The following is a 21743-nucleotide window of genomic DNA, read 5'->3' on the forward strand; positions in this document are numbered from 1 at the left end:
AAGCCGCCGCAATGGCTGTTGAGGTTACCGATCCTTCACGTGCCCGCGGGCAGAGCCTCGATGATGACGAAGGCCTGCGCGTAAGGATATTCATCGGTGATGGTGACATGAATGACGGGCACATGGCCCGCAGGAATCAGTTCTGCCAAGCGCTCGCCTGCGCCGCCGGTCAGCACCATGGTGGGCTTGCCGCTCGGCAGGTTCACAACGCCCATGTCGCGCCAGAACACACCCTGCGCCAGCCCCGTACCAAGCGCCTTGGAGCAGGCCTCCTTGGCGGCAAAGCGCTTGGCGTAGGATTCTGCGCGGTTCTTGCGGCGCTCGGATCTGGCCCGCTCTATCTCGGTGAAGCAGCGATGGGTGAACCGTTCACCGAACCGCTCGATCGATTTCTCAACGCGTCTGATGTCGATGAGGTCACTGCCCATGCCGATGATCATGACGTTATCCTATGCGCCAATGCCGCTTTGCACCGACCTGAGCACTTGCGCGCGTGCCGTCAAGCGCTGGAGGCGACGGTTGCGGAAGCTTCGGATGCCGAAATAGGTGATGGCGTAGATGACCATGCCGCAGAGGAGGCCGGGCGGTATCGAGCCGATCAGCATGGGCTCCAGTATGGGGCGCCAGAGCTGCGAGACATCGAGATGGGAAAAGAGGGCGCCGAGATCGAGGTGGTCATGGCCAGCGGCAGACTGGCCGAGCATGACTTCACCAATCTTCCAGGTGAGCGGCCAGATGATGGGACATGTCACGGGATTGGCAAAGGTCGTGCCGAGCGCGGCGGCCACCATGCTGCCGCCGAGCAGATAGGCAAACGGAACGGCGAAAAGGATATGAAGGCCAAGGAATGGGGTCCAGGCGCTAACAACGCCAACGGCGAGGCCAGCGGCAACCGCATGCGGAGAGCCGCCGATACGCATGACGCGCAGGCGGAAATAGCTGAGGCGGCGCCGGAAGCCCTTTGGGGGGATCAGCGCATGGCGCAACTTTTGAACAAAGCTCAAGGATGTACGGCGGCGAAACGGCATGGCTTTACTTTTTTGCGCCTGAGACCCGAACAGTCGCGCATAGGGCGAAAGCGGGAGCAGCGGGCAATTCCAATCTTCTGCTTCTAGCGAAAGCGGAAGATGATGGCAAATCTTGGCCAAGCCATGGCCAAAGCCGCTCAGTATAGTCCACAAGATGCCGTCAGGGCGACTATGATCCCATGCGGCGCCACGGATAGCGGCGGCGGGCTCGCATAGGGCGAGCCCAGCCGGATATTAGAAAGCGGACTTGCGGAACATGCCACGATCGACCTGGCGCATACGGTATTCGAGGTCGATGCGGTCATTGGCTTCGCTGAGATAGGCCATTTCGCGATCCTGAAGGGTCGGGACGCGGAAAGCGCGGGCAAGTTTGCGGACTGAGGTCAACATGGCGTTGTCTTTCTTTCGTTATTGCACTGCAGCAATATACGTCCGACCCTCATGCTTTACCAACGCCACAACCGATGGTCAGCCTTGCACTGCGCGCATGACGCCTTAACGCGGCGCCTACGGATTAGGCAGCGTGTTAATCGTAGAGGCGTTTGACGGTCGAAATACAGTCAAGCTCCTTAAGCTGCGACAGAAGCTGGTTGAGCTGCCGCAGATCCCACACCTCCACCTGCATATGAAGGTCCGAAAAATCTGCCGTGCGATTGCCGCCCATGGTGAGCGTGCGGATGTTGATATCTAGGCGGGCGATCGTCTGTGCAACGGTCGCAAGCGTGCCGGGCTCGTTGATCGTGTTGAGCTCGATCGTCGCCACGAAACGCGATTTGTTCGCCTCGTCCAGATCCCATCTCACATCGACCCATCGATCCGGCTGATCGTCGAAGCGCTGCAACGCCGACGCCTGGATGGGATAGATGGTCATCCTGTTGTCTTGTTCCATGATGCCGACGATACGATCGCCCGGCACAGCGCCGCTGGGTGCGAAATCCACTTCGGTGTTGGCCGACAGTCCGCGGATAGGAATATATTCCATTCCCTCGTCACGGACGGGGATTTCCTCCAGAGCAGCCTTGGAGCGCTCCGGCAGCTTGAACATCATGCCGCTGGCGCTGCGCATGTTGAACCAGCCCTCGTCCGGCGCAGGTTTTACGGTGACGCGCTCGTCCTTGTAATCGGGATAGACGGCGCGCAGGACGTCCAGCGAAGACAATTCGCCGCGGCCGACGGCGGCAATCGCGTCCTCCACGTCCTTGTGGGCGAGCCGATGCAGCGCCGGTTTCAAGGCCTCCTTGGAGAATATCTTAGCGGCGCGCTCGAAGGTACGCTCCAGAATGCGATGACCGAGGCCGCTATATTGTTTGCGGATCGCCATGCGGGTGGCGCGGCGAATGGCGGAGCGCGCCTTGCCGGTGACAACGATCTCTTCCCAGGCCGCCGGCGGAACCTGAACGCCGGAGCGGATGATCTCGACTTCGTCGCCATTGTTGAGGCGGGTGACAAGTGGCATGATGCGGCCGTTGATCTTGGCGCCGACCGTGGTATCGCCGATATTGGTGTGCACGGCATAGGCGAAATCGATGGGAGTGGCGCCCCTCGGCAGGGCGATCAGCTTGCCCTTCGGCGTGAAGCAGAAGACCTGGTCCTGGAAGAGCTCGAGCTTGGTGTGCTCCAGAAATTCTTCCGGATTGTCGCCTTCCGCGAGGGATTCGATCGTGTGCCGCAACCATGAATAGGCACTCGATTCCTTCGGCAGAAGCTCTCCGCCCTTCACGGCACCGCGGCCATCCTTGTAGAGAGCATGGGCGGCAATCCCGTATTCGGCGATATCCTGCATCAGCTGGGTGCGGATCTGCAGTTCGATGCGCTGGCGCGACGGCCCGACGATGGTGGTGTGGATGGAGCGGTAGTCGTTCTGCTTCGGGTTTGAAATATAGTCCTTGAAACGGCCCGGCACGACACGCCAGCGGGTATGGACGATGCCGAGCGCCCGGTAGCAGGATGGAATGTCGCCGATGATGATGCGAAAGCCGTACAGGTCCGAAAGTTGTTCGAAGGAGAGAGACTTCGACTGCATCTTGCGGAAGATCGAATAGGGCTTCTTCTGGCGCCCCTTCACAAAGGCGTCGGCAAGACCGTTGGCAACCAGAAGCTCGCGCAGCTCGTCCTCGATCTTCTTGATCAGCCCTTCGTTGCGGGCAGAGAGATCGGCAAGCCGCTCGGTAACGGTTTCATAGGCTTCCGGGTTGATGTAGCGGAAGGAAAGGTCCTCCAGCTCGTCGCGCATGTCCTGCATGCCCATGCGGCCGGCCAGCGGCGCATAGATTTCCATGGTCTCTTCGGAAATGCGGGCCTTCTGCTCGGCCTTCATGTGCTCAAGCGTGCGCATATTGTGCAGCCGGTCGGCAAGCTTGACCAGAAGCACGCGCACGTCGTCGGAGATGGCCAGCAGCAGCTTGCGGAGATTTTCGGCTTGCTTTGCTTTTTTCGACACGAGGTCGAGGCGCTTCAACTTGGTGAGGCCTTCCACGAGGCGACCGATATCTTCGCCGAAGAGCTCATCTATCTCGGCGCGCGTCGCCGTCGTATCCTCGATCGTGTCATGCAGCAGGGCGACAGCGATGGTCGATTCATCAAGGCGCATGTCGGTGAGGATGGCAGCGACTTCGAGCGGATGGGAGATATAGGGATCTCCGCTGGCGCGCTTCTGCTGGCCATGCTTCTGCATGGCATAGACATAGGCTTTATTGAGAAGAGCTTCGTTGGCGTCGGGCTTGTATTTCTGCACCCGCTCCACGAGCTCGTACTGCCTCATCATCCTTTAAAACGCCCTCGATACGACCGCAGGAAACAAAAATGGCGCGCCGACAGAAGCCGGCGCAGCCATCATATGCAAACTAGGGCGATAGAATGAACGATATATTGCCGCAGCAACATCCGTCTTAGTAATCGTCGCTCTTTTCCGGTGGAACCAGGCCTTCGATGCCGGCCAGCAGTTCTTCTTCCGACATCTGGTCGAAATTCACCGTCTCCGGCGCATCGTCTTCCTCGTCGCGATCGGAAGCAACGGCAACGCCGCCAGCTGCAATCAGCGAAGCCGGATCGGGCTCGGGCTCGTCGATTTCCACATGCTTCTGCAGCGAGTGGATGAGGTCTTCCTTGAGGTCGTCGGGCGACAGGGTTTCGTCGGCAATCTCGCGCAGCGCAACAACCGGGTTCTTGTCATTGTCGCGATCGATTGTGATCCCGGCGCCCTGGGAAATCTGACGGGCGCGGTGGCTTGCGAGCAGGACGAGCTCAAAACGATTATCGACTTTGTCGATGCAATCTTCTACTGTGACGCGGGCCATTGCCTGTCCTTTACGGTCGTGATTTCTGGAATTGATACGCCCGATACAGCTATCGCAGGAGAAATTCAAGTTTTTCCTGCCGGGCGGCGGCCGGAGGCTCTGCGAAGCTCGCCATAGGAGGCGGCGAATTTCAACGGGAGGTTGCTTGGAATATTTCGAAACCTGCCATAAATGACAGCTATATGAATAGTTCATAATGTAAGAATTATTCTAGGCCTCCAGATAAACTTTTCGTTTTCTGGAGCACCTGCCTAGCAGATGTAAAAAGGGATGGAGATAGAATGTTTGACCCGAGAGAGAAAATTGCTCTCTTCATAGACGGCGCGAACTTATACGCGGCCTCGAAAAGCCTTGGCTTCGATATCGACTACAGAAAGCTTCTCAAAGCATTTCAGAAACGCGGTTATCTTCTCAGAGCCTATTATTATACAGCGCTGATCGAGGATCAGGAATATTCCTCCATTCGCCCGTTGATCGACTGGCTGGATTATAACGGTTATAAGGTCGTTACCAAGCCCGCCAAGGAATTCACCGATTCACTCGGCCGCCGCAAGATCAAGGGCAATATGGACATCGAACTCGCTATCGATGCCATGGAGCAATCCGAGACCGCAGACCATCTGGTGATCTTTTCCGGCGATGGCGATTTCACCACGCTTGTGGAGGCATTGCAGCGCAAGGGCCGCAAGGTTTCCGTCGTATCGACAATGGCCACACAACCGCCAATGATCGCAGACGACTTGCGCCGCCAGGCCGATCATTTCATCGACCTCGTATCGCTGAAGGCGGAAGTGGGCCGCGACCCATCCGATCGCCCTCCCCGCCCGACCGAGCCCGTCGAAGCGGCCGACGTCTGACACTACGAGAGGCAGGCGCCGTGCAGTGCATTAGCGCCTGATCTTCTTTCGGTCGTTGCTCTATGCTGAGGCTGTGCTGCTGAGTTCGGAATGAGTGCTCGATGCCCTCTTCGCCTTTCTTGTGCGAAAGACCGCTTCAACGATCAGCGACAGGGGCAGTCCGATGAAGAAGGGGATGAAGAAGTAGATCACCCGAAAGGCGACGAGGGAGCCGATCGAGGCCTGATCGCCCATGACATGCCTGACGGTCGCTTCCAGAACGCCGAGTCCGCCCGGGGCATGAGTGATGAGAATGGCGAGGTTTGCAAGCACGAAGGCCGTTGCCGCCTTCAGATAGCTCACATCGGCACTGGCAGCCATGACTTCGCGCAGGCAGGCGGCGACCAGCGCGAAATTGATCGTTCCGATCACTACCTGGGCTATGGCGATCCTCAGTTTCGGCATCTGGAAGGTCCATTTGCGGATTTTCAGGGGCGTGCGCAGGAAAGCGGCGAGTGCCAGATAGGCGGCGGTGATCAGGAAGCAGGCTATACCGATCGTCATGATCGTTCCCTCGCTCAGATGCAGGACCGAGGCCGCATCCCTGGGGTTCAAAACCATGACGATGCCGGACAGCACGGCCATACCAATGCCGACGGTGACGCCCGACAGAAGCACGATCTTGGCGACATCCTCCGTCGTCATGCCCCAATGGGCATAATAGCGGTAGCGCAAGGCCCCGCTGCTCAAGCCAGACATGCCAACGCTTTGACCGATGGACAGGGCGATGAAAGATGCCAGCGCGATCTTGGGATAGCCGAGATCGCTTTTGACGTAGCGCACCCCTGCCCAGTCGAAGCCCGTCAGGCAGATATAGGAGCCGAGCGCATAGCCGAGTGCCGCCACAAGATGGAAGGTCGGGATGGCACGAACCGATTCGACGATTTCAGACGGGGAATGCTCGCGAAATGTGAGGTACAGCAGGTAGCCGGCAACGCCGAAACCGATCACCAGCATTCCATAGGTCAGGATTTTCTTTCGCGACATTGCCCGCTCGCCCTCACAAGATGGCGTCCAACGGATAAGCGCAGATTTGGTTCCTGGAGCGGACGCGGCCCGGTCATGCGGAGGTCAAAGGCGAGCGAGGATACGGGAGAAAATCGGGTCGCGCGGGTTGTAGGCAGGTGCGGCCTGGTGAAAGCGCTTGTCCGTCGCGGCAAGGCTCTCGATCTCGTTCAGATGAAAGAGGCGCCAGCCGTCGCCCGTGCCCGCCACCTGCCAGCCGCTCAGCGCCAGTTCATCCCGCCCGACATACCCGAGGATATGAGGTCGAACGATGCGCTCGACCTCATGATAGCGGAGCTTCAAAAGCCTGCGATTTGCAATCGCATTAGCAATGGTCTGTTTGTTTGCCATGTGCTCACCTCCGCCTTGGCCATCTCAAACGCCAAGACCGGAGTGAAAGTTCGGCAGCTCGTTCAGAGCGGCTCGAAGGAGATCGGCTGCGCACCCTGCCAGAGAACCATCTTGCCCATGGCCTCCAGCTGCTCGTGACCTTGCGTCAAGGTGAGGAAATGATTGCCGGCAAGTGCTCCCATCTTGCTGGCAAAAGACGAGCTGCCATAGGCAAACAGGAGCTCCGTTTCGCTGTGACCGCCCGGATACAGCAGGATATCCCCGCGCGAGGGATGGCAGGTGTGGTTTTCGAAGCCGACGCCGAACTGGAAGTCGCCGAGCGGCACCCAGACCGCCTCGCCGCTCCAGCGGGAATGAATGGCCTGGTTGCGGAAGGGCATCAGGCCTTGGAAGATCCGGCAGGTCTCCGGTGCCCGTTCGAGCTCCAGGCGGGCGGTGAAGGAAAACGGACCGACGGTGATGCGCAGCTGGGACATGCTCAGTTCGCCTTCATGAGGCGGGACTTCTGCCGGTTCCAGTCGCGCTCCTTCTCCGTCTCGCGCTTGTCGTGCAGCTTCTTGCCCTTGGCGAGCGCGAGTTCCAGCTTGGCACGACCCTTTTCGTTGAAATAGATCTTCAGCGGCACGAGGGTCATGCCTTCGCGATTGATCGCAACGCGCAAGCGGTTGATCTCGCGCTTCGACAGGAGAAGCTTGCGGCGACGGCGCGGCTCGTGGTTGAAACGGTTAGCCTGCAGATATTCCGGCAGATGCGAGTTGATGAGCCAGATCTCATTGCCTTCGTCCGAGGCGTAGGATTCTGCGATATTGGCCTTGCCTTCGCGCAGGGCCTTGACCTCGGTGCCTGTCAGCATGAGACCGGCCTCGTAGGTATCTATGATCTCATAGTTGTAGCGGGCCTTGCGGTTTTCCGCGACAATCTTGTTGATCGTGCGCTGGCTGCCTTTGGGTGCCATCAGACTATTCCGCTCCGCCCTTCGCTAAACGATTATTCCCCGCCCATGGGCCATGAGCGGGGTTGCCGTGTATGTAATGCGTGGATGGTGAAATGTGAAGCCGCGGAGCCAACCTCCCCCGCCCCCGTGACCAAACACAGAAATGAAGAAGATCCGAAACCCGTGCCCTCAAACTCAGTTCAGCAGGCCCGCATGGCGAAGCGCGGCGTCGATTGCGGCTTCCGTTGCAGGCTCCAGACCGGAGATGAGCGGCGAGCGGACCGTTCGGTTCATGCCCCGCAGGCGGTGGAGGCCGTATTTCGCCCCGCAAAGACCTGGCTCCATGAAGATCGCCTTATGAAGCGGCATCAGCCGATCCTGATACTCCAGCGCCAGTTTGAAATCACCGGCAAGGGTCGCTGCCTGGAAGTCGGCACAGAGGCGCGGTGCGACATTGGCGGTGACCGAGATGCAGCCGACGCCGCCGTGGGCGTTGAAGCCAAGAGCGGTCGCATCCTCGCCGGAAAGCTGGATGAAATCGGAACCGCAGGTGATGCGCTGCTCCGAGACACGCTCCAGCTTGCCCGTCGCGTCCTTGACGCCGACGATGTTCCTATGCGCCTTGACCAGAGCGCCCATGGTTTCCGGCGACATGTCGATCACCGAGCGCGGCGGAATATTGTAGATAATGATCGGCAGGCTGACCGCCTCGGCGATCGCCGAGAAATGTGCGATCAGGCCCTTCTGCGTGGGCCTGTTGTAATAGGGCGTGACGACGAGAATGGCATCGGCGCCTGCCTTTTCGGCATGCTGCGCCAGTTCCACCGCTTCGCGGGTATTGTTGGAGCCGGCGCCGGCAATGACCGGGACGCGCCCGGCTGCCACCTCGACGCAAAGCTCCACCACCCGTTTGTGCTCGTCATGGGACAAGGTCGGAGATTCGCCCGTGGTGCCGACGGGAACAAGGCCACTGCCCCCTTCGTCTATCTGCCATTCCACATGCGCGGCAAAAGCATCCTCATCCACCGCGCCCTCGCTCGTGAAGGGGGTGACGAGGGCGGGGATCGATCCCTTGAACATTAACAACTCCCATCGGCCGCATCCATTGTTCGGCCGTAATCAACACCTACAGCATGTCGCGCGAAAGTGCCCAGCGATTTTGCGCCAGCGACATGCACCGAAACGAAGCTAAAGCGGATCGAGCGAATTTGGAAGATGGCGACACGCTTGTGGTCGGGCACCATAAAGCGATGGCAAAGCGGCGACAAGCGCAAGCGCGCAGGGTTTTATGAGCGTTCCCATATAAGAAATCGCGCCTTGTTATAAATATGGTAAGCTTTCGTTAATCCTCTCGGCAGCTAATTAGGAGTCATCATCTTTGTCGCGAGTTGCCGGATGAACAAGCCTGTTCTCATCCTCGCTACCCTTGGCCTCAGCGCCGCAAGCCTGCCGAGTTTCGCCGCGCCGCCGGCCGATACGCTCGTGCCCCTGCCCTTCGTGCGCCCCGACGCACCTGCGACCATTCCCACGCCGATGACGGCCGCCATGCCCGTGCCTGACGTCACCGGCTCCATTCCGCGCATGAACCGCATCGCGCCGACCTCCGCGCTGAAGGCGGGGCTCGACGCACTTTCCAACAATGACGCAGCGGCGGCTTTTGCCGCCCGCGATGGCCTGCCCGAAGGCTCGCTTGACGAGCACATCCTGACTTGGGCGATTGCCACATCGGGCCTGTCCGGTGTTCCTTCCGGCGAAATCGCCGCAGCGCAGCGCAGGCTCAAGGGCTGGCCGGGCCTGAGCAGCCTTCGGGCGCAGTCCGAACGCGCGCTCTATCGCGAAGATCCGCCGGCGTCCGACGTGCTTTCAGCCTTCGGAGCGACGCGCCCGGAAACCACCGAGGGCGCGATCGTTCTTTCCCGCGCTCTGGTTTCCACCGGGCGGTCCCCGGAAGCTGCGCGCATCCTGCGCAATCTCTGGGTTTCCGAGCCGCTGGACAAGGGAACCGAGGACAAGATCCTCAAGGAGTTCGGCACGTTGTTTTCGGCGGCCGACCACAAGGCGCGGATGGACTGCCTGATGTATCGAGGGCGGGTAGCGCAGGCCAAGCGTTTTGCCGATATGGGCAATGCCGGCTCCCTCTATAACGCCTGGAGCGGTGTGGTCGGAAATGCAAGGAACGCCGATGCGCTTCTGGCGGCGGTGGATCGCCCTCTGGCAAGCGACCCCGCCTATCTCTTTGCGCGCGTCGAATATTTGCGCCGGCAGGACAAATATCGCGAGGCGGCCCAGCTTCTCCAGACGCTGCCGCGCGACCCTGCCCGGCTGGTGAATTCGGCGGAATGGTGGAACGAGCAGCGGATCGTAGCCCGCGGCTTGGCCGATAAAGGCGACTTCGTCCAAGCCTATGAAACAGTTGCCGCTTCCGTGGCGAATGCGGCGCCGGACAGGGCCGATGCGGATTTCCATGCCGGTTGGTATGCGCTGCGCGCGCTGAACAACCCGGGGCTGGCGGAAAGCCACTTCCGCAAGATTCTCGAGGCCTCCAGCCGGCCGCTCTCGGCTTCACGCGCCTGGTATTGGCTGGGACGTGCCGCGGAAGCCGGCGGACCGGGCAGCGCACGCGAGTTCTATACAAATGCCGCCCACTATTCCGGTACATTCTACGGCCAGCTTGCGGCAGCCAAGCTCAATATCCGTACGCTCGACGTCACCTACCCCTCTCCCAGCCCAGCGGACAGGGAGCGATTCGTGAGCCGCGAGGCGGTGCAGGCAATTGCAAGGCTCGACTCGGCCGGGCACGACAGGCGCGCCGCCTCGCTCTACAGGGCGCTGGCTGAGGAGATGGACAGCCCGGGCGAGCTTGCTTTGCTCGCCTCACGGGCCGAAGCTCAAGGTGACCATGCGCTCTCGCTGCAGATCGGCAAGAGCGCCTTCGGCCGTGGAATAGAAGTCGCGGCGCTTGCTTTTCCGATGGGAGTGATCCCGTCAGATGCCGATATCGGCGGATCGGGCAAGGCGCTTGCCTATGCGATCGCGCGCCAGGAAAGCGCCTTCAATCCGGCCGCCATTTCGCCTGCCAATGCGCGGGGGCTGCTGCAAATCCTGCCCGGTACGGCGCAGGGCGTTGCCAAGCGGCACGGCATCAGTTTCAAGGCGGACCGACTGACGTCCGACGCAGCCTATAATGCCACGCTTGGAGCTCATTACCTTGGCGAGCAGATCGGCACGTTCGGCGGCTCCTATATCCTCACCTTCATTGCCTATAATGCCGGCCCGAAGCGCGTGAACGAGTGGATCGACCGCTATGGAGACCCGCGCGGCAAGCCGATCGACGAGGTGGTAGACTGGATCGAGCGTATTCCCTTCCCCGAAACGCGCAACTACGTGCAGCGGGTGATGGAGAACTACCAAGTCTACAAAACGAGACTTGGAGAGAAGTCCGACATCGAGTCGGACCTGCGATTCGGCCGCATTTAGAGCGCTGCAGCGAAAATCTTGAGCCCTTCAACATCTCACGGGGAGTTGAACAGCTTCGACGGCCTCTGTGCAACCGCGGCGCCGAAAGTTCTACAAGCCCTACTGGATAAGAGATGGAGCTATTGCGCTCGGGCTGACTTCGGCGACGTTCGGGAGGCCGATAGCCTGTTCAGGTATCGAATAGACGGAACATCACCGTGCCGGTGGGGTTCTATCCTCGTCACCATGACGAACCGAACAGTACATCATCTGGAGGATAGACATGAACAAGTTCATCACCGCAGCAGCGTTTTCGCTCGCCCTCGCCTCTTCTGCTCTGGCGCAATCTTCGTCCGGTCAGTCCGGCTCCAGTGGTCAGGGCGGCGCCGACAGCTCCTGGAACAATAGCCAGAAGCCGGCAACCCCTGTTCAGCCGATGGATTCGGGTTCGATGAAAACAGATCCGACTACGACTCAGAGCACCACGTCAGGCGCCAATGACGGCACATCCGGAAGTTCTGCCGCCGGCACCTCCGCCGACTGCCCGGCCGGAACACCAGGCGCAGGCACTGCGGGCAAGACCCCGGCTTCTTCGGAGAAGCTCAATCCAAATTGCCCCTGATCCAATTCGCCGCATGATCCGCTAAAGCAGGTCTCAATTTTAGCTTCGTTTACGCGACATGCTGCAATCCCCGTTCGATATAGGCAGGGGCATTGTCGAGCATTTTAACCTGGCTCCCTAAGCGCCATCGCCCATGCGCATAAACGAGAAAAGCCCGGACAATGTCCGGGCTTTTCCAATGGAAGCAGTCGATCTATTAGAACGAGCGCTGCAGACGAACGAAGCCGCTCCATACGGAGTCGTCAGAGTTGTCGGAGTCGGTGTACTGAACCGAAACCTTAGACGTCAGGCCTTCGGTGACCTTGTAGTCCAGGGTCACGCCAGCGCGCCAAGCATCGCCACCGCTAAAGTTGCCGGCAGTGTTGTAATCGATCGAGTCCCAGTACTGGAAGGCCGGGGTGATCGAGAACTTGTCGTTCAGCTTCGCAGCGTACTGAACAGCAACGGTCCATTCTGCGAGGTCGTAGTAAGCGTTTGCACCCGACGACCAGATACCAGCGCCGCTCAGCGTGCCAGGACCAATGTCAGCCGACAGGATCAAGCGGATCGAGCCGTCGTTGACGTGGAAGTCATAACCACCGAGCAAAGCAGCCGAAACCGGGCCGAAAGCGCCGGATACCTGTGCTTCAACGCCAACACCGTCGTTGCCGTATGCGTTGTTAGCGCCCTGAGTCGGCTCGCTGTAACGCTTGCTGAGTTCGTCTACGAATACGCCAGCGCTGATCGTCGAGCCGGTGTAGTTGTAGCCGATTGCGTTGACGCGGTTGGAACCGAGGTCGTCGGTTTCGCCCGACAGGTCGGCGTCCCAGTAGTTGTACATGTAGCCGACCTTGAAGCCGCCCAGCGTGATGTACGCTTCGTCGATTTCAACGTTGCCGCCGTTGTAGTCTTCTTCAGCCCAGGTGCGCAGAGCGATGTACGAGCCGAGAGCGCCGTATTCGGTGTCGCTCTTGGTTTCGAAGTTCAAGAGAGCGCGAGTACGCGCGTTCCAGTTGTTGTCACCGTCCGTGTCGTTCCACTGAACTTCGAAACGAACATAGCCGCCGATCTTGAGGCAGGTTTCGGTGCCGGGGATGTAGAAATAGCCGGTGCCGAATGCGTCGCAAACGCGAACGTATTCCAGCGGCTCGGGCTCAGCGGCTACGATGGCGTCAGCAGCGTGGGCGCCGGACACTGCTGCGAGGGCCGCAGCGGAGCCAAGGAGAAGGCTCTTCAGGTTCATGTTTGACCTCCAAGTCAAGTTTTGCACCGGGCGAAGCGATGACTTTAATTCACCAAAGCTCACCCAAAGAACTGTGCGGATTACGATTCTAACCTCGTCACATATGCAATCTACCTGAAGTGCCGAGGACGACAATTGCTAACTGGCCAAACTGTCACAAACCGACCTTCATTTAGACCCTAGTGTTGCGAAGTTGCACTAGTTGCGGCGTCAACCGGGCGATTTGGCGCAGAAAGTTAAGAAATCGTAAACACTTAGGAGAACCCACAGGTTCTTCCCGCGGCTCAAACAAAAAAGCCCGGCTACGAGAGCCGGGCTTCGATAGACATATTTGCGTTCGAATTAGAACGAGCGCTGCAGACGGACGAAGCCGCTCCAGACTTCTTCGTCGTCCGTACGGTCACCGTCGTTATCCATGTCGGTGTACTGAACCGAAACCTTGGACGTCAGACCGTCGGTGATCTTGTAGTCGAGCGTAACGCCAGCGCGCCAAGCTTCGCGATTGCCGACGAAGTTGCCAGACGGAGATACGTCGAGCGTATCCCAATACTGGAAGGCCGGGGTGATCGAGAGCTTGTCGTTGAGCTTTACAGCGTATTCCGCAGCAACGGTCCATTCCGCCAGGTCGTAATAGGCGTTGGCGCCCGACGACCAGATGCCGGCAACACCGAGCGTGCCCGGGCCGATTGCAGCGGTGACGATCGCACGGATCGAGCCGTCTTCGGCAGCGAAGTCGTAGCCGCCGAGCAAGGTGGCGGAAACCGCACCGAACGTGCCCGATACCTGAGCTTCGATACCGATGCCGTCGTTGCCGTAGGTGTCGGTGGTCGCGGTCGTGGCACCGAAGTCGTTTTCGCTGTAGTGAGCGATCAGCTCGTCAACGAAGAAACCAGCCTTGATCGTGTCGCTGCTGTATTCGTAGCCGACTGCGTTGATGCGGTTGGAACCGAGGTCGTCGGTTTCGCCCGAAAGACCAGCATCCCAGTAGTTGTACATGTAGCCGACCTTGAAGCCGCCGAGCGTGATGTACGCTTCGTCGATTTCAACGGAACCGCCGTTGTAGTCTTCTTCAGCCCAGGTGCGAAGAGCGATGTACGAGCCGAGGGCGCCGTATTCGGTGTCGCTCTTGGCCGAGAAGTTGATCAGGGCGCGCGTACGAGCGTTCCAGTTGTTGTTTTCTACGCCCGGAGCAGCGTCGATGTTGTCCCAGTTGGTCTGGAAACGAACATAGCCGCCGACCTTGAGGCAGGTTTCAGTGCCGGGAATGTAGAAGTAACCCTTGCCGAACGCGTCGCAAACGCGAACGTATTCCATCGGCTCGGGCTCAGCAGCAACGATAGCGTCGGCCGCGTGAGCGCCGGATACTGCAGCGAGAGCTGCAGCGGAGCCGAGAAGAAGGCTCTTGATGTTCATTGTTGACCTCCAGTCAAAGTTAAATTGGGTATGGGTTCTTTTTGCTGAAGGACAGCATTCCCTGCCCCACCCCGTCCATGCTGGAAGAAGGACGATCCACCGCCTTGCTTCCAAGCGGGACAATACAAAAGGGCACCGCCCATGCAATCCCGAACCTCAATCCTAAGTGGAGATGAACACCGCTTGTTGGGCCATGTTGCGGAAAGGCCACAAACCCTTGCTGCAACATGCTTATGTTTTAGGGTTTGTTAAGAAACAACTACAATGGACCCGCAAATAGTCCAACCGAGGCGAACCGTTATACTATTGTCACAAAGTATCGATTCGGATCTTGCATGGCGCAAGAACCGCGGTCAGGGATAATAGAAGAAATATAGGGGGAAGGAATAATGGCGGAGAAGATGGGATTCCCCACCAAGTCGGCGGTAACCTATTGATTCACGAGTCGCCAAAACGTCGGTTTGGGTACGTGCGTGGGTACAGGGTAAAATACAGCGATTTCCGAGAGGATTGTCAACCAACTAACGCGGGGAGTTGACGACACCATCGCGCCAGACGATGTCGGTCAGCCTGCCCCCACCTCTTCACCACGCTGCCGGAGATGTTCGTAGAGCTGGCCTGGGCCGAGAAGCACATCTTTCAATCCCTCACGAACCCTCTCGGAATCCAACGCCTGTTTGCTCATCGTCTGATGCGCGGCAAACGCATCCATAATGGCATCCATGATTGCGTTCTTGAGGTCTGGAGAGTTCGAGAACTGCTCCTTGGTGTTGTTCTCTGCCTGTTGCACCAACGTTTCCGATTGGAGGAGCTTTCCCTTCAGGACATTGTTTACGTAGATCAAGCGGTCGTCGTCGGTGATGTCGCCTTGGAAGAGGTCGTTCACCTTCGCAACTATTGCCGCTAGGAGGGCCTTCTCCTTCTCCTGTACAGAGCCCGATCCTGTTTCGGACAGAGCCGGCAACAGCGGTTTGTCGCCGTCTCCCAATACAAGAATCCGTTTGCCTTGGTTCTTCAAATTGTGATGGGTCAGGACCACCTTTGACAGGTCGATGCCTTCGCGCTCGCGGCCAAATTCCAGAAGAGGAACAAGGCGACGATAGAAGATGGACCGGGCCTCAATCGCCGTATTACCGTAGTCGAATATTTGGGAAAGGAAGGAATACAGCCGCTGGTAGGCCTGCATGTCACCCTTGAAGAGGACAAGGACCTCCATCTCCTCATGGGCCTCTTTCGCGGCGGTATCGTTTCCCAATGCCAGCGCTGCCTGAAAACGGTCCAAAGCCTGCTTGTATTTTTTCAAGACCCGATCGGCGACCGGCTCCAGAGCCGCAACCAAATCCCCCTGCTTCGATGAAGGGTTCATTTCGACGGCGACAATACGATTGACCTCGAAGTCGTCGTAAAACCCTTGGGCGTCGAGTTTGGCGCGTAGGTCAAAAACCAGGTTCGGATCGGATGAAGCCTCAAGCTCCGCTGTCTCGAAATAGGTCTTGAACGCCTTGAGGATTTCCTCTGAGCTGTTCACGAAGTCCACGATATAGGTGGTCTCCTTGCCTGGATAGGCACGGTTGAGGCGGGAAAGCGTCTGCACGGCCTGGATGCCAGCAAGACGCCGATCCACATACATACCGCACAATAGGGGCTGGTCGAATCCGGTCTGGAATTTGTTGGCAACGAGAAGGATATGGTAGTCGGGCTGCCTGAAGGTCTCGCGGATATCGCGGCCCCGTAATCCGGGATTCAACGCCTTACTGACCTCGGTGAAAGGCTCGTCACCGGATTCCGGGTCTTCCACCTCCCCAGAGAAGGCGACGAGCGTCCCAATGGCGTAGCCTTGGGTCTTTATATATTTCTGGATCGCGAGTTGCCAGCGGACGGCTTCCTGTCGGCTCCCGACCACCACCATAGCCTTGGCCCTGCTATCAAGCAGAGGAGCGACGTTCTCCCTAAAATGCTCCACGACAACTTCGACCTTCTGGCTGATATTGTACGGGTGAAGCCGCACCCAGCGCATAATGCCCTTGAGCGCAGCGGAACGCTCAACCTCCCTGTCCTCCATCTCTCTGCCCTCGTGGGCGAGTTTAAAGGCCAGGTTATAAGGCGTGTAGTTGCGCAGAACGTCGAGAATGAAGCCCTCCTCAATCGCCTGCCGCATGGAATAGACATGAAATGGCTCCGGCAGGTTTCCCGGACCTTTTGGTTGACCGGGATCAGGCAGCCGTCCGAACAGTTCCATCGTCTTCGATTTGGGCGTGGCGGTGAACGCGATATAGGTGATGCCGGTGTCGTTCGCCCGTGCGGCCATCTGTGCAGCCAACATGTCTTCGGCGGTGATTTCTCCGCCGTCCGCGAGGTCTTTCAATTCCTCCGCCGACAGGAGTTCTTTCAGCTTAGACGCAGCCTCGCCCGTCTGTGAGCTATGGGCCTCGTCGGCGATTACGGCAAAGCGTTTTCCCTCGGTCGCGGCCATGTCGCGAACCGCTTTGAGAGCGAACGGAAAGGTTTGAATGGTGCAAACGATAATCTTCTTCCCGCCCGCGAGGGCATCAGCAAGCTCGCCGCTCTTACTCGTTGCGTCCCCCTTGATAACCGCGACGACACCCGTATTGCGCTGGAAATCGAAGATTGCTTCCTGAAGCTGGGTATCGATGACGTTGCGATCGGAGACAACGATAACGCTGCCGAAGACCTTATTATGCGCGGCATCATGAAGGTCGGCGAGGAAATGTGCCGACCAGGCGATGGAGTTTGTTTTTCCCGAGCCGGCGGAGTGTTGGATCAAGAACCTGCCGCCTACTCCCTCTTCCAGTATTGCGCCTTGAAGCTTTCTAGTGGCATCGAGCTGGTGGTAGCGGGGAAAAATGATATCAGCGATTTTTTTCTTGGCGTCCCGTTTCGCCACCATGTAGCGGCCGAGGATTTCAAGAAAGCTTTCCCGTTCCCAGATTTCCTCCCAAAGATAGGCTGTTCGATGCCCCGCAAGATTGACGGGGTTGCCCCTCCCGCCATTGTCACCCTTGTTGAAGGGCAGGAAGCGGGTCGCCTTGCCTTGCAATTTGGTGGTCATCATCACTTCGGCATTGCTAAGCGCGAAATGAACCAGCGCGCCAGACGGAAAGACCAGAAGCGGTTCCGGAGATTGCCCTTTCGGGGTCGGATCACGGTCGAATCGGTACTGATCAACGGCATCGGCCACGCTCTGCGTGAAGTCTGTTTTTAATTCGACGGTCGCGACGGGGATGCCATTCAGGACCATTACCAGGTCGATGCAATTTTCGTTGTACCGTGAATAGCGGACCTGGCGGATGACGCGGAGCCTGTTCGCGTGGTAGCGGACAAGGATATCGGAATTCATGGCAAGCGCGGGCTTAAACTGCGCCAATGACAGGGTGGCCCGCAGGCCGATCAACTCGACACCGTTTCGGAGGATGTCCAACGTACCGCGGTCATCCAACTGCTTGCGAAGGCGATCTGCCAGCACGGTTTCGGTGTTTGCGCCATGGCTTTTCTCAAGTGTTTCCCAAGACGTGGGCTGGGTATCCTTAATCCACGCAATCAGATCGGGGAGGAACAGCGCCCGCTCGCGATCATAGGCCGTCGCCGCGTCGGCTTCGTAGAGCCATCCATGCGCCGCCATGTAGATGCAGATTTCGTCCTCGAAGCTGATCTCCCTATGAAGATTCATCAAACGAACAGCCTCCCGCCTGAGGTTCGGGGTCCATGCCCATGCGGGATGATTTTACGACGCCGCATCCATCCGAGCCATGTCCTCAACTCATCGGCCTTGAATTTTTCGCGCTTTTTAGGATGCCAGTCGTCGAGAACGCCTAACACAATCGCATCGTCGGTTGGCGTCTGTCCGTCGATCTGAAAGTCGTTCCAGACTGCGAATAGAGTTGTGACAGCCTCGACGGCCTTTGTGTCGAGATCACCCAGCTCATTCAGAAGATGATCGAACTTTTTCTTTCGGTCGCCGAGCATCGGACCCAGATAATCGGACTCTTGATTTTCGCACCCGAGAAGCCTGTAGATGACCTGTCCACCACGACCATCCGGCTGCTCGACGGAAACCTTGCCGGCTCGCTGAAGACCGATCTCAATTTCCGACAGCATGGCCCGATCTAATGGCCCCGCAGCCTCCCGGTCATAGTTGCCAGCAATTTCCGTAACCTCTGCGTAGGTCTCAGTCAGGTACAGAAACTTCTGAAGTTTAACGCGTCCGAAATTTGGGCGATGTGAAAATCGCAGGATGGTGGCCAATGCAATCGCTGACCGAACTTTGTCTCCATCGATCAAACGCTCTAAATGCAAGTTCGAACGTTCGCGAACGTCAATTTGCCCGGTGACGGCTGCAGAAATAAGGGTAGAACGTCGCTCTTGAAGCAAAGCGAGTGCTTTTGATGCCTCCGCGATCAAGGTGTCGACAGATGTCGTCTCTTTTTCAAGCCACGAAATAATATCACGCTGCTCTTCAATCGTGGGCAGGGCAAGCCAGATTTTTATCATCCGGGTCAGCCCCAAGTCTTTGTTTGTCGCCCCTCTTGTATATAGCTGGGCCTGTCGAAAACAGCCCAAGCTATTTAGCGCGAACGCCACATATCGCGGGTCAGCTCGGCCATTCATCTTCAATACTGCGACATGAACCCATACCTGAAATTTTTGCTCGAAATCCACCACTCTGGCGACACCAGTTGTTCCGCCCTTGGTGTAAAGAATATCTCCTTTTTTAGGAACTACACGGCGACTAAACTCGTGGTAATCATCCTCGCTAATGTACTTCGCATCCTCAAGTGCCCAACCATCGAGTTTGATGTTTCTGGCGGAAATGAACATAACGCCGTCGTCAACGTAGTTCGGAGAAAAATGGGGGCCATCGGAAACCTGGCTACACAAATGCCCTAACTGTACACGCTCCCAACGTTGGGGTATGTCACCAAGCCAATCAACGCCCGAGTCTTTCATTTCGGCATCAGGATTGAGTCCCTTGGTGACGGCACGGGAAATTATGGCTTGGCGCTTTTCCCTAAGCAGTTCGATCAAACGCTGCTGCTCCTCGACCAGTGTATCGATCTTGGCCGTCTCGCGGTCAAGAAAGGCGGCAATCACAGCCTGCTCGTCAGTTGGGGGTACAGGGAAGGAAAATTCGTTAAAGCTCTCAGGTGGAAGACGCCACCGTCCGAGGTGCGACGACCCTTGGCCGAATGGGAAGAACAACCGCTGATGATAACAATTTTGTAGGAGATAAAGAAAATATTTCCGCGAATTATTCTGGTCCCTCAGACGAAACGTGCGGTAATCTGGACTTGTGACCCCATGATATTGGGAAACATCGACATATCCAGTGAGTAGGTCCATATGGTTCATCACGAAGTCGCCGGGGTTAACGATCTGATATTTTGTATAATCCATTGAAAGCTGACCATCGTTGCTTTCAATATCCTTGATCTTTATGCCTTTTTGAGTAACAGACAGCACATCGAAGCCATCCGTTTTGGCAATTCGCTTCACTATTTCAAAGAGTAATTTTAATCGCTGAACTTTCCAATGCGCGGGTATCTCTTCGAGCCACGGGACGCCTGTGCTGTCGTATGTTGGATAACGGGCGTTACTCATGCCGAGAGCTCCCCGATCATCGCCAGTATTCGCCCGGTAACATGTTTTAGGTCAGCATCGATCTCGCCCAATGGCCGCGGCGGCTCAAACACGTGGAAGTATCGGTTGAATAGGACTTCGTATCCTATCTTCGTCTTGTCATGGTCGATCCAGGCGTCGGGAGCATGGGACAGCACTTCACGCCTAAAATAATCATTGATGTCGTCGACTAGCGGTATGTTCTCAGTTTCCCGCTTGGTGGTGTCCGGCTGTGGCTTGCCCTTTTGCTTGCCACGCTCAATAACTACCGGCTTGCCGCTCTCATCGTAAAGCGGTCGCTCGACAGTGATGGCGCTGTAGGCAAATTCTCTATTGCCGAATATACGCGACAGGGGGGCGAGCTTGACTCTTCCGCCCTCTGGGGCGGCAGGCGTGGCCTCGCCCTTGCTGATTATCACCCTGTCGAGTTCCTTGCCCGATGGATCGAGAACAATGGCGATCTGCGCCTCGCTGAAGCTGCCGAACAATTGCGTGACATCGTCGATGTGCCGCTCACTCATCTCCTTGCGCTTCGATCCAAGGCTCTTGCGCATCTTCTGCCAGAAGCCACTTGCGTCGATTAGTTGCACTTTGCCGCGGCGATGAGCAGGCTTGCGGTTCGACAATATCCAGACATAGGTGGAAATGCCCGTATTGTAGAACATGTCGGTCGGCAGGGCGATGATGGCCTCGACTAGATCGTTTTCGAGCACATAGCGGCGAATTTCGCTTTCGCCGCTGCCTGCACCGCCCGTAAACAGCGGCGACCCATTCAGGACGATGCCGAAGCGGCTTCCTCCATCGATGGCAGGCCGCATCTTAGAAATTAGGTGCATAAGGAATAGAAGTGAACCATCCGATACACGCGGAAGGCCGGGACCAAAGCGCCCCTCGAAGCCACGCTGCTCATGTTCCTGCCGAACTTCCTTTTCTACCTTTTTCCATTCGACGCCGAACGGTGGGTTAGAAAGCATGTAGTCGAATTTTTTGTGAGGGTGGCCATCATCCGAAAGTGTATTACCGGCCGCGATGTTGCCGACGTCCTGCCCCTTAATGAGCATGTCCGCCTTGCAAATCGCATAAGACTCGTCGTTCAATTCCTGACCGTGCATAATCAGGCGGGTGTTCGGGCGACCTTCCAAATACTCGTCCGCAACCGAAAGCATACCCCCAGTTCCAGCCGTCGGATCATATATGCTGCGGACTATACCGGGCCTGTTGAGGATGTCTTCGTCCTCAACGAACAGCAGATGGACCATTAACCGGATAACTTCGCGTGGCGTGAAGTGCTCACCGGCCGTCTCGTTCGATAGCTCGGCGAACCGGCGGATGAGTTCTTCGAATATCAGCCCCATCTGCATGTTGCTGACTTCGTTCGGGTGCAGGTCTATGCGGGCGAAGCGTTCCGTCACCTGGTACAACAGCCCTGCCTTCGCCAGTCTGTCTATCTGGGTCTGAAACTGGAACCGCTCGAAGATATCCCGCACCGACGGCGCAAAAGCTTGGATGTACGCGTAAAGGTTCTGGGCGATGTTGTCTTGGTCGCCCACCAGCTTCTTCATGTCGAGGGGCGACGTGTTGTAGAACGTTTGACCGGCCTTGCGCAGCAGGAAGGGCTCCGGATTAATGCCGACCTTTGTTTTCTCCGCGAATTCGGAAATCACGGCATCCTTGGTAGACGCCAATACGGAATCAAGACGGCGCAACACCGTGAACGGCAATATGACCTTTCCATATTCGGACTGGCGGTAGTCACCGCGGAGAAGATCGGCGACGGACCAGATGAAGGCGGAAAGAGCTTGCTGGTTCATCATGGCATCCTGAAATTCGTGCGACGCCCTCAAGACGTCAGAATCGAAAGACCCCGTCGAAGCGGAGCTTCGCGA

18 protein-coding genes are annotated in these 21743 nt (G+C 57.6%); 3 read left to right on the top strand and 15 right to left on the bottom strand.

Annotated features, from left to right (window positions below; translation table 11 throughout):
* Nucleotides 1–35: 35 nt before the first annotated feature.
* The 5 genes from acpS to rpoZ all read right to left on the bottom strand — a co-directional run bounded on the left by acpS (nt 36) and on the right by rpoZ (nt 4324).
* Nucleotides 36–440, bottom strand: coding sequence for a holo-ACP synthase (acpS, locus tag EPK99_RS19920; protein ID WP_128444818.1), 405 nt, complete (start codon nt 438–440; stop codon nt 36–38).
* A gap of 9 nt (nt 441–449) precedes the next feature.
* Nucleotides 450–1004, bottom strand: coding sequence for a DUF2062 domain-containing protein (locus tag EPK99_RS19925; protein WP_245582492.1), 555 nt, complete (start codon nt 1002–1004; stop codon nt 450–452).
* Nucleotides 1005–1262: 258 nt separating this feature from the next.
* Nucleotides 1263–1418: a DUF3563 family protein gene (locus EPK99_RS19930; RefSeq protein ID WP_128444820.1), complete on the bottom strand. Its 156-nt coding sequence runs from the start codon at nt 1416–1418 to the stop codon at nt 1263–1265.
* A 136-nt stretch (nt 1419–1554) separates the two neighbouring features.
* The gene (locus EPK99_RS19935; protein ID WP_128444821.1) at nt 1555–3792 is read right to left on the bottom strand and encodes a RelA/SpoT family protein; all 2238 of its coding nucleotides are present in this window, start codon (nt 3790–3792) and stop codon (nt 1555–1557) included.
* 124 nt (nt 3793–3916) lie between these two features.
* Nucleotides 3917–4324: a DNA-directed RNA polymerase subunit omega gene (rpoZ, locus tag EPK99_RS19940; protein WP_128444822.1), complete on the bottom strand. Its 408-nt coding sequence runs from the start codon at nt 4322–4324 to the stop codon at nt 3917–3919.
* 281 nt (nt 4325–4605) lie between these two features.
* Between rpoZ and EPK99_RS19945 the strand changes: the two genes are divergently transcribed.
* The gene (locus EPK99_RS19945) at nt 4606–5181 is read left to right on the top strand and encodes a LabA-like NYN domain-containing protein (protein WP_128444823.1); all 576 of its coding nucleotides are present in this window, start codon (nt 4606–4608) and stop codon (nt 5179–5181) included.
* Nucleotides 5182–5241: 60 nt separating this feature from the next.
* Here EPK99_RS19945 and EPK99_RS19950 read toward each other — a convergent pair whose 3' ends face one another.
* From EPK99_RS19950 to dapA, 5 genes are all read right to left on the bottom strand, one after another.
* On the bottom strand, nt 5242–6207 hold the full coding sequence (locus EPK99_RS19950) for a lysylphosphatidylglycerol synthase transmembrane domain-containing protein (RefSeq protein ID WP_128444824.1): 966 nt from the start codon (nt 6205–6207) through the stop codon (nt 5242–5244).
* Nucleotides 6208–6291: 84 nt separating this feature from the next.
* Nucleotides 6292–6576, bottom strand: coding sequence for a WYL domain-containing protein (locus EPK99_RS19955; protein ID WP_128444825.1), 285 nt, complete (start codon nt 6574–6576; stop codon nt 6292–6294).
* 62 nt (nt 6577–6638) lie between these two features.
* Nucleotides 6639–7052 carry a DUF3830 family protein gene (locus tag EPK99_RS19960; protein WP_128444826.1) on the bottom strand — a complete coding sequence of 138 codons (414 nt, stop codon included), beginning with the start codon at nt 7050–7052 and terminating at the stop codon, nt 6639–6641.
* A gap of 2 nt (nt 7053–7054) precedes the next feature.
* Nucleotides 7055–7531 (bottom strand): SsrA-binding protein SmpB, encoded by a 477-nt coding sequence (smpB, locus tag EPK99_RS19965; protein WP_128444827.1) that lies wholly within the window; start codon nt 7529–7531, stop codon nt 7055–7057.
* 174 nt (nt 7532–7705) lie between these two features.
* Nucleotides 7706–8590, bottom strand: a complete 885-nt coding sequence (dapA, locus tag EPK99_RS19970) for a 4-hydroxy-tetrahydrodipicolinate synthase (RefSeq protein ID WP_128444828.1) — start codon at nt 8588–8590, stop codon at nt 7706–7708.
* 315 nt (nt 8591–8905) lie between these two features.
* Between dapA and EPK99_RS19975 the strand changes: the two genes are divergently transcribed.
* Nucleotides 8906–10987, top strand: coding sequence for a lytic transglycosylase domain-containing protein (locus EPK99_RS19975; protein ID WP_128444829.1), 2082 nt, complete (start codon nt 8906–8908; stop codon nt 10985–10987).
* A 262-nt stretch (nt 10988–11249) separates the two neighbouring features.
* The gene (locus EPK99_RS19980) at nt 11250–11588 is read left to right on the top strand and encodes a hypothetical protein (protein ID WP_128444830.1); all 339 of its coding nucleotides are present in this window, start codon (nt 11250–11252) and stop codon (nt 11586–11588) included.
* 196 nt (nt 11589–11784) lie between these two features.
* On the opposite strand, the gene EPK99_RS19985 is transcribed toward EPK99_RS19980, so the two are convergent.
* From EPK99_RS19985 to EPK99_RS20005, 5 genes are all read right to left on the bottom strand, one after another.
* The gene (locus tag EPK99_RS19985) at nt 11785–12810 is read right to left on the bottom strand and encodes a porin (RefSeq protein ID WP_128444831.1); all 1026 of its coding nucleotides are present in this window, start codon (nt 12808–12810) and stop codon (nt 11785–11787) included.
* Between the two features lie 342 nt (nt 12811–13152).
* Nucleotides 13153–14223 (bottom strand): porin, encoded by a 1071-nt coding sequence (locus EPK99_RS19990; protein WP_128444832.1) that lies wholly within the window; start codon nt 14221–14223, stop codon nt 13153–13155.
* 565 nt (nt 14224–14788) lie between these two features.
* Entirely contained in the window at nt 14789–17911 is a 3123-nt protein-coding gene (locus tag EPK99_RS19995; RefSeq protein WP_128445023.1) for a type I restriction endonuclease subunit R, read from the bottom strand.
* On the bottom strand, nt 17911–19839 hold the full coding sequence (locus EPK99_RS20000; RefSeq protein WP_128444833.1) for a restriction endonuclease subunit S: 1929 nt from the start codon (nt 19837–19839) through the stop codon (nt 17911–17913). The genes EPK99_RS19995 and EPK99_RS20000 overlap by 1 nt, the downstream gene beginning before the upstream one ends.
* Nucleotides 19836–21668, bottom strand: a complete 1833-nt coding sequence (locus EPK99_RS20005; RefSeq protein ID WP_128444834.1) for a type I restriction-modification system subunit M — start codon at nt 21666–21668, stop codon at nt 19836–19838. Before EPK99_RS20005 ends, EPK99_RS20000 begins: the two co-directional genes overlap by 4 nt.
* Between the last annotated feature and the right edge of the window lie 75 nt (nt 21669–21743).

The sequence above is a fragment of the Neorhizobium lilium genome, assembly GCF_004053875.1.
GTDB classification, from domain to species: domain Bacteria; phylum Pseudomonadota; class Alphaproteobacteria; order Rhizobiales; family Rhizobiaceae; genus Neorhizobium; species Neorhizobium lilii.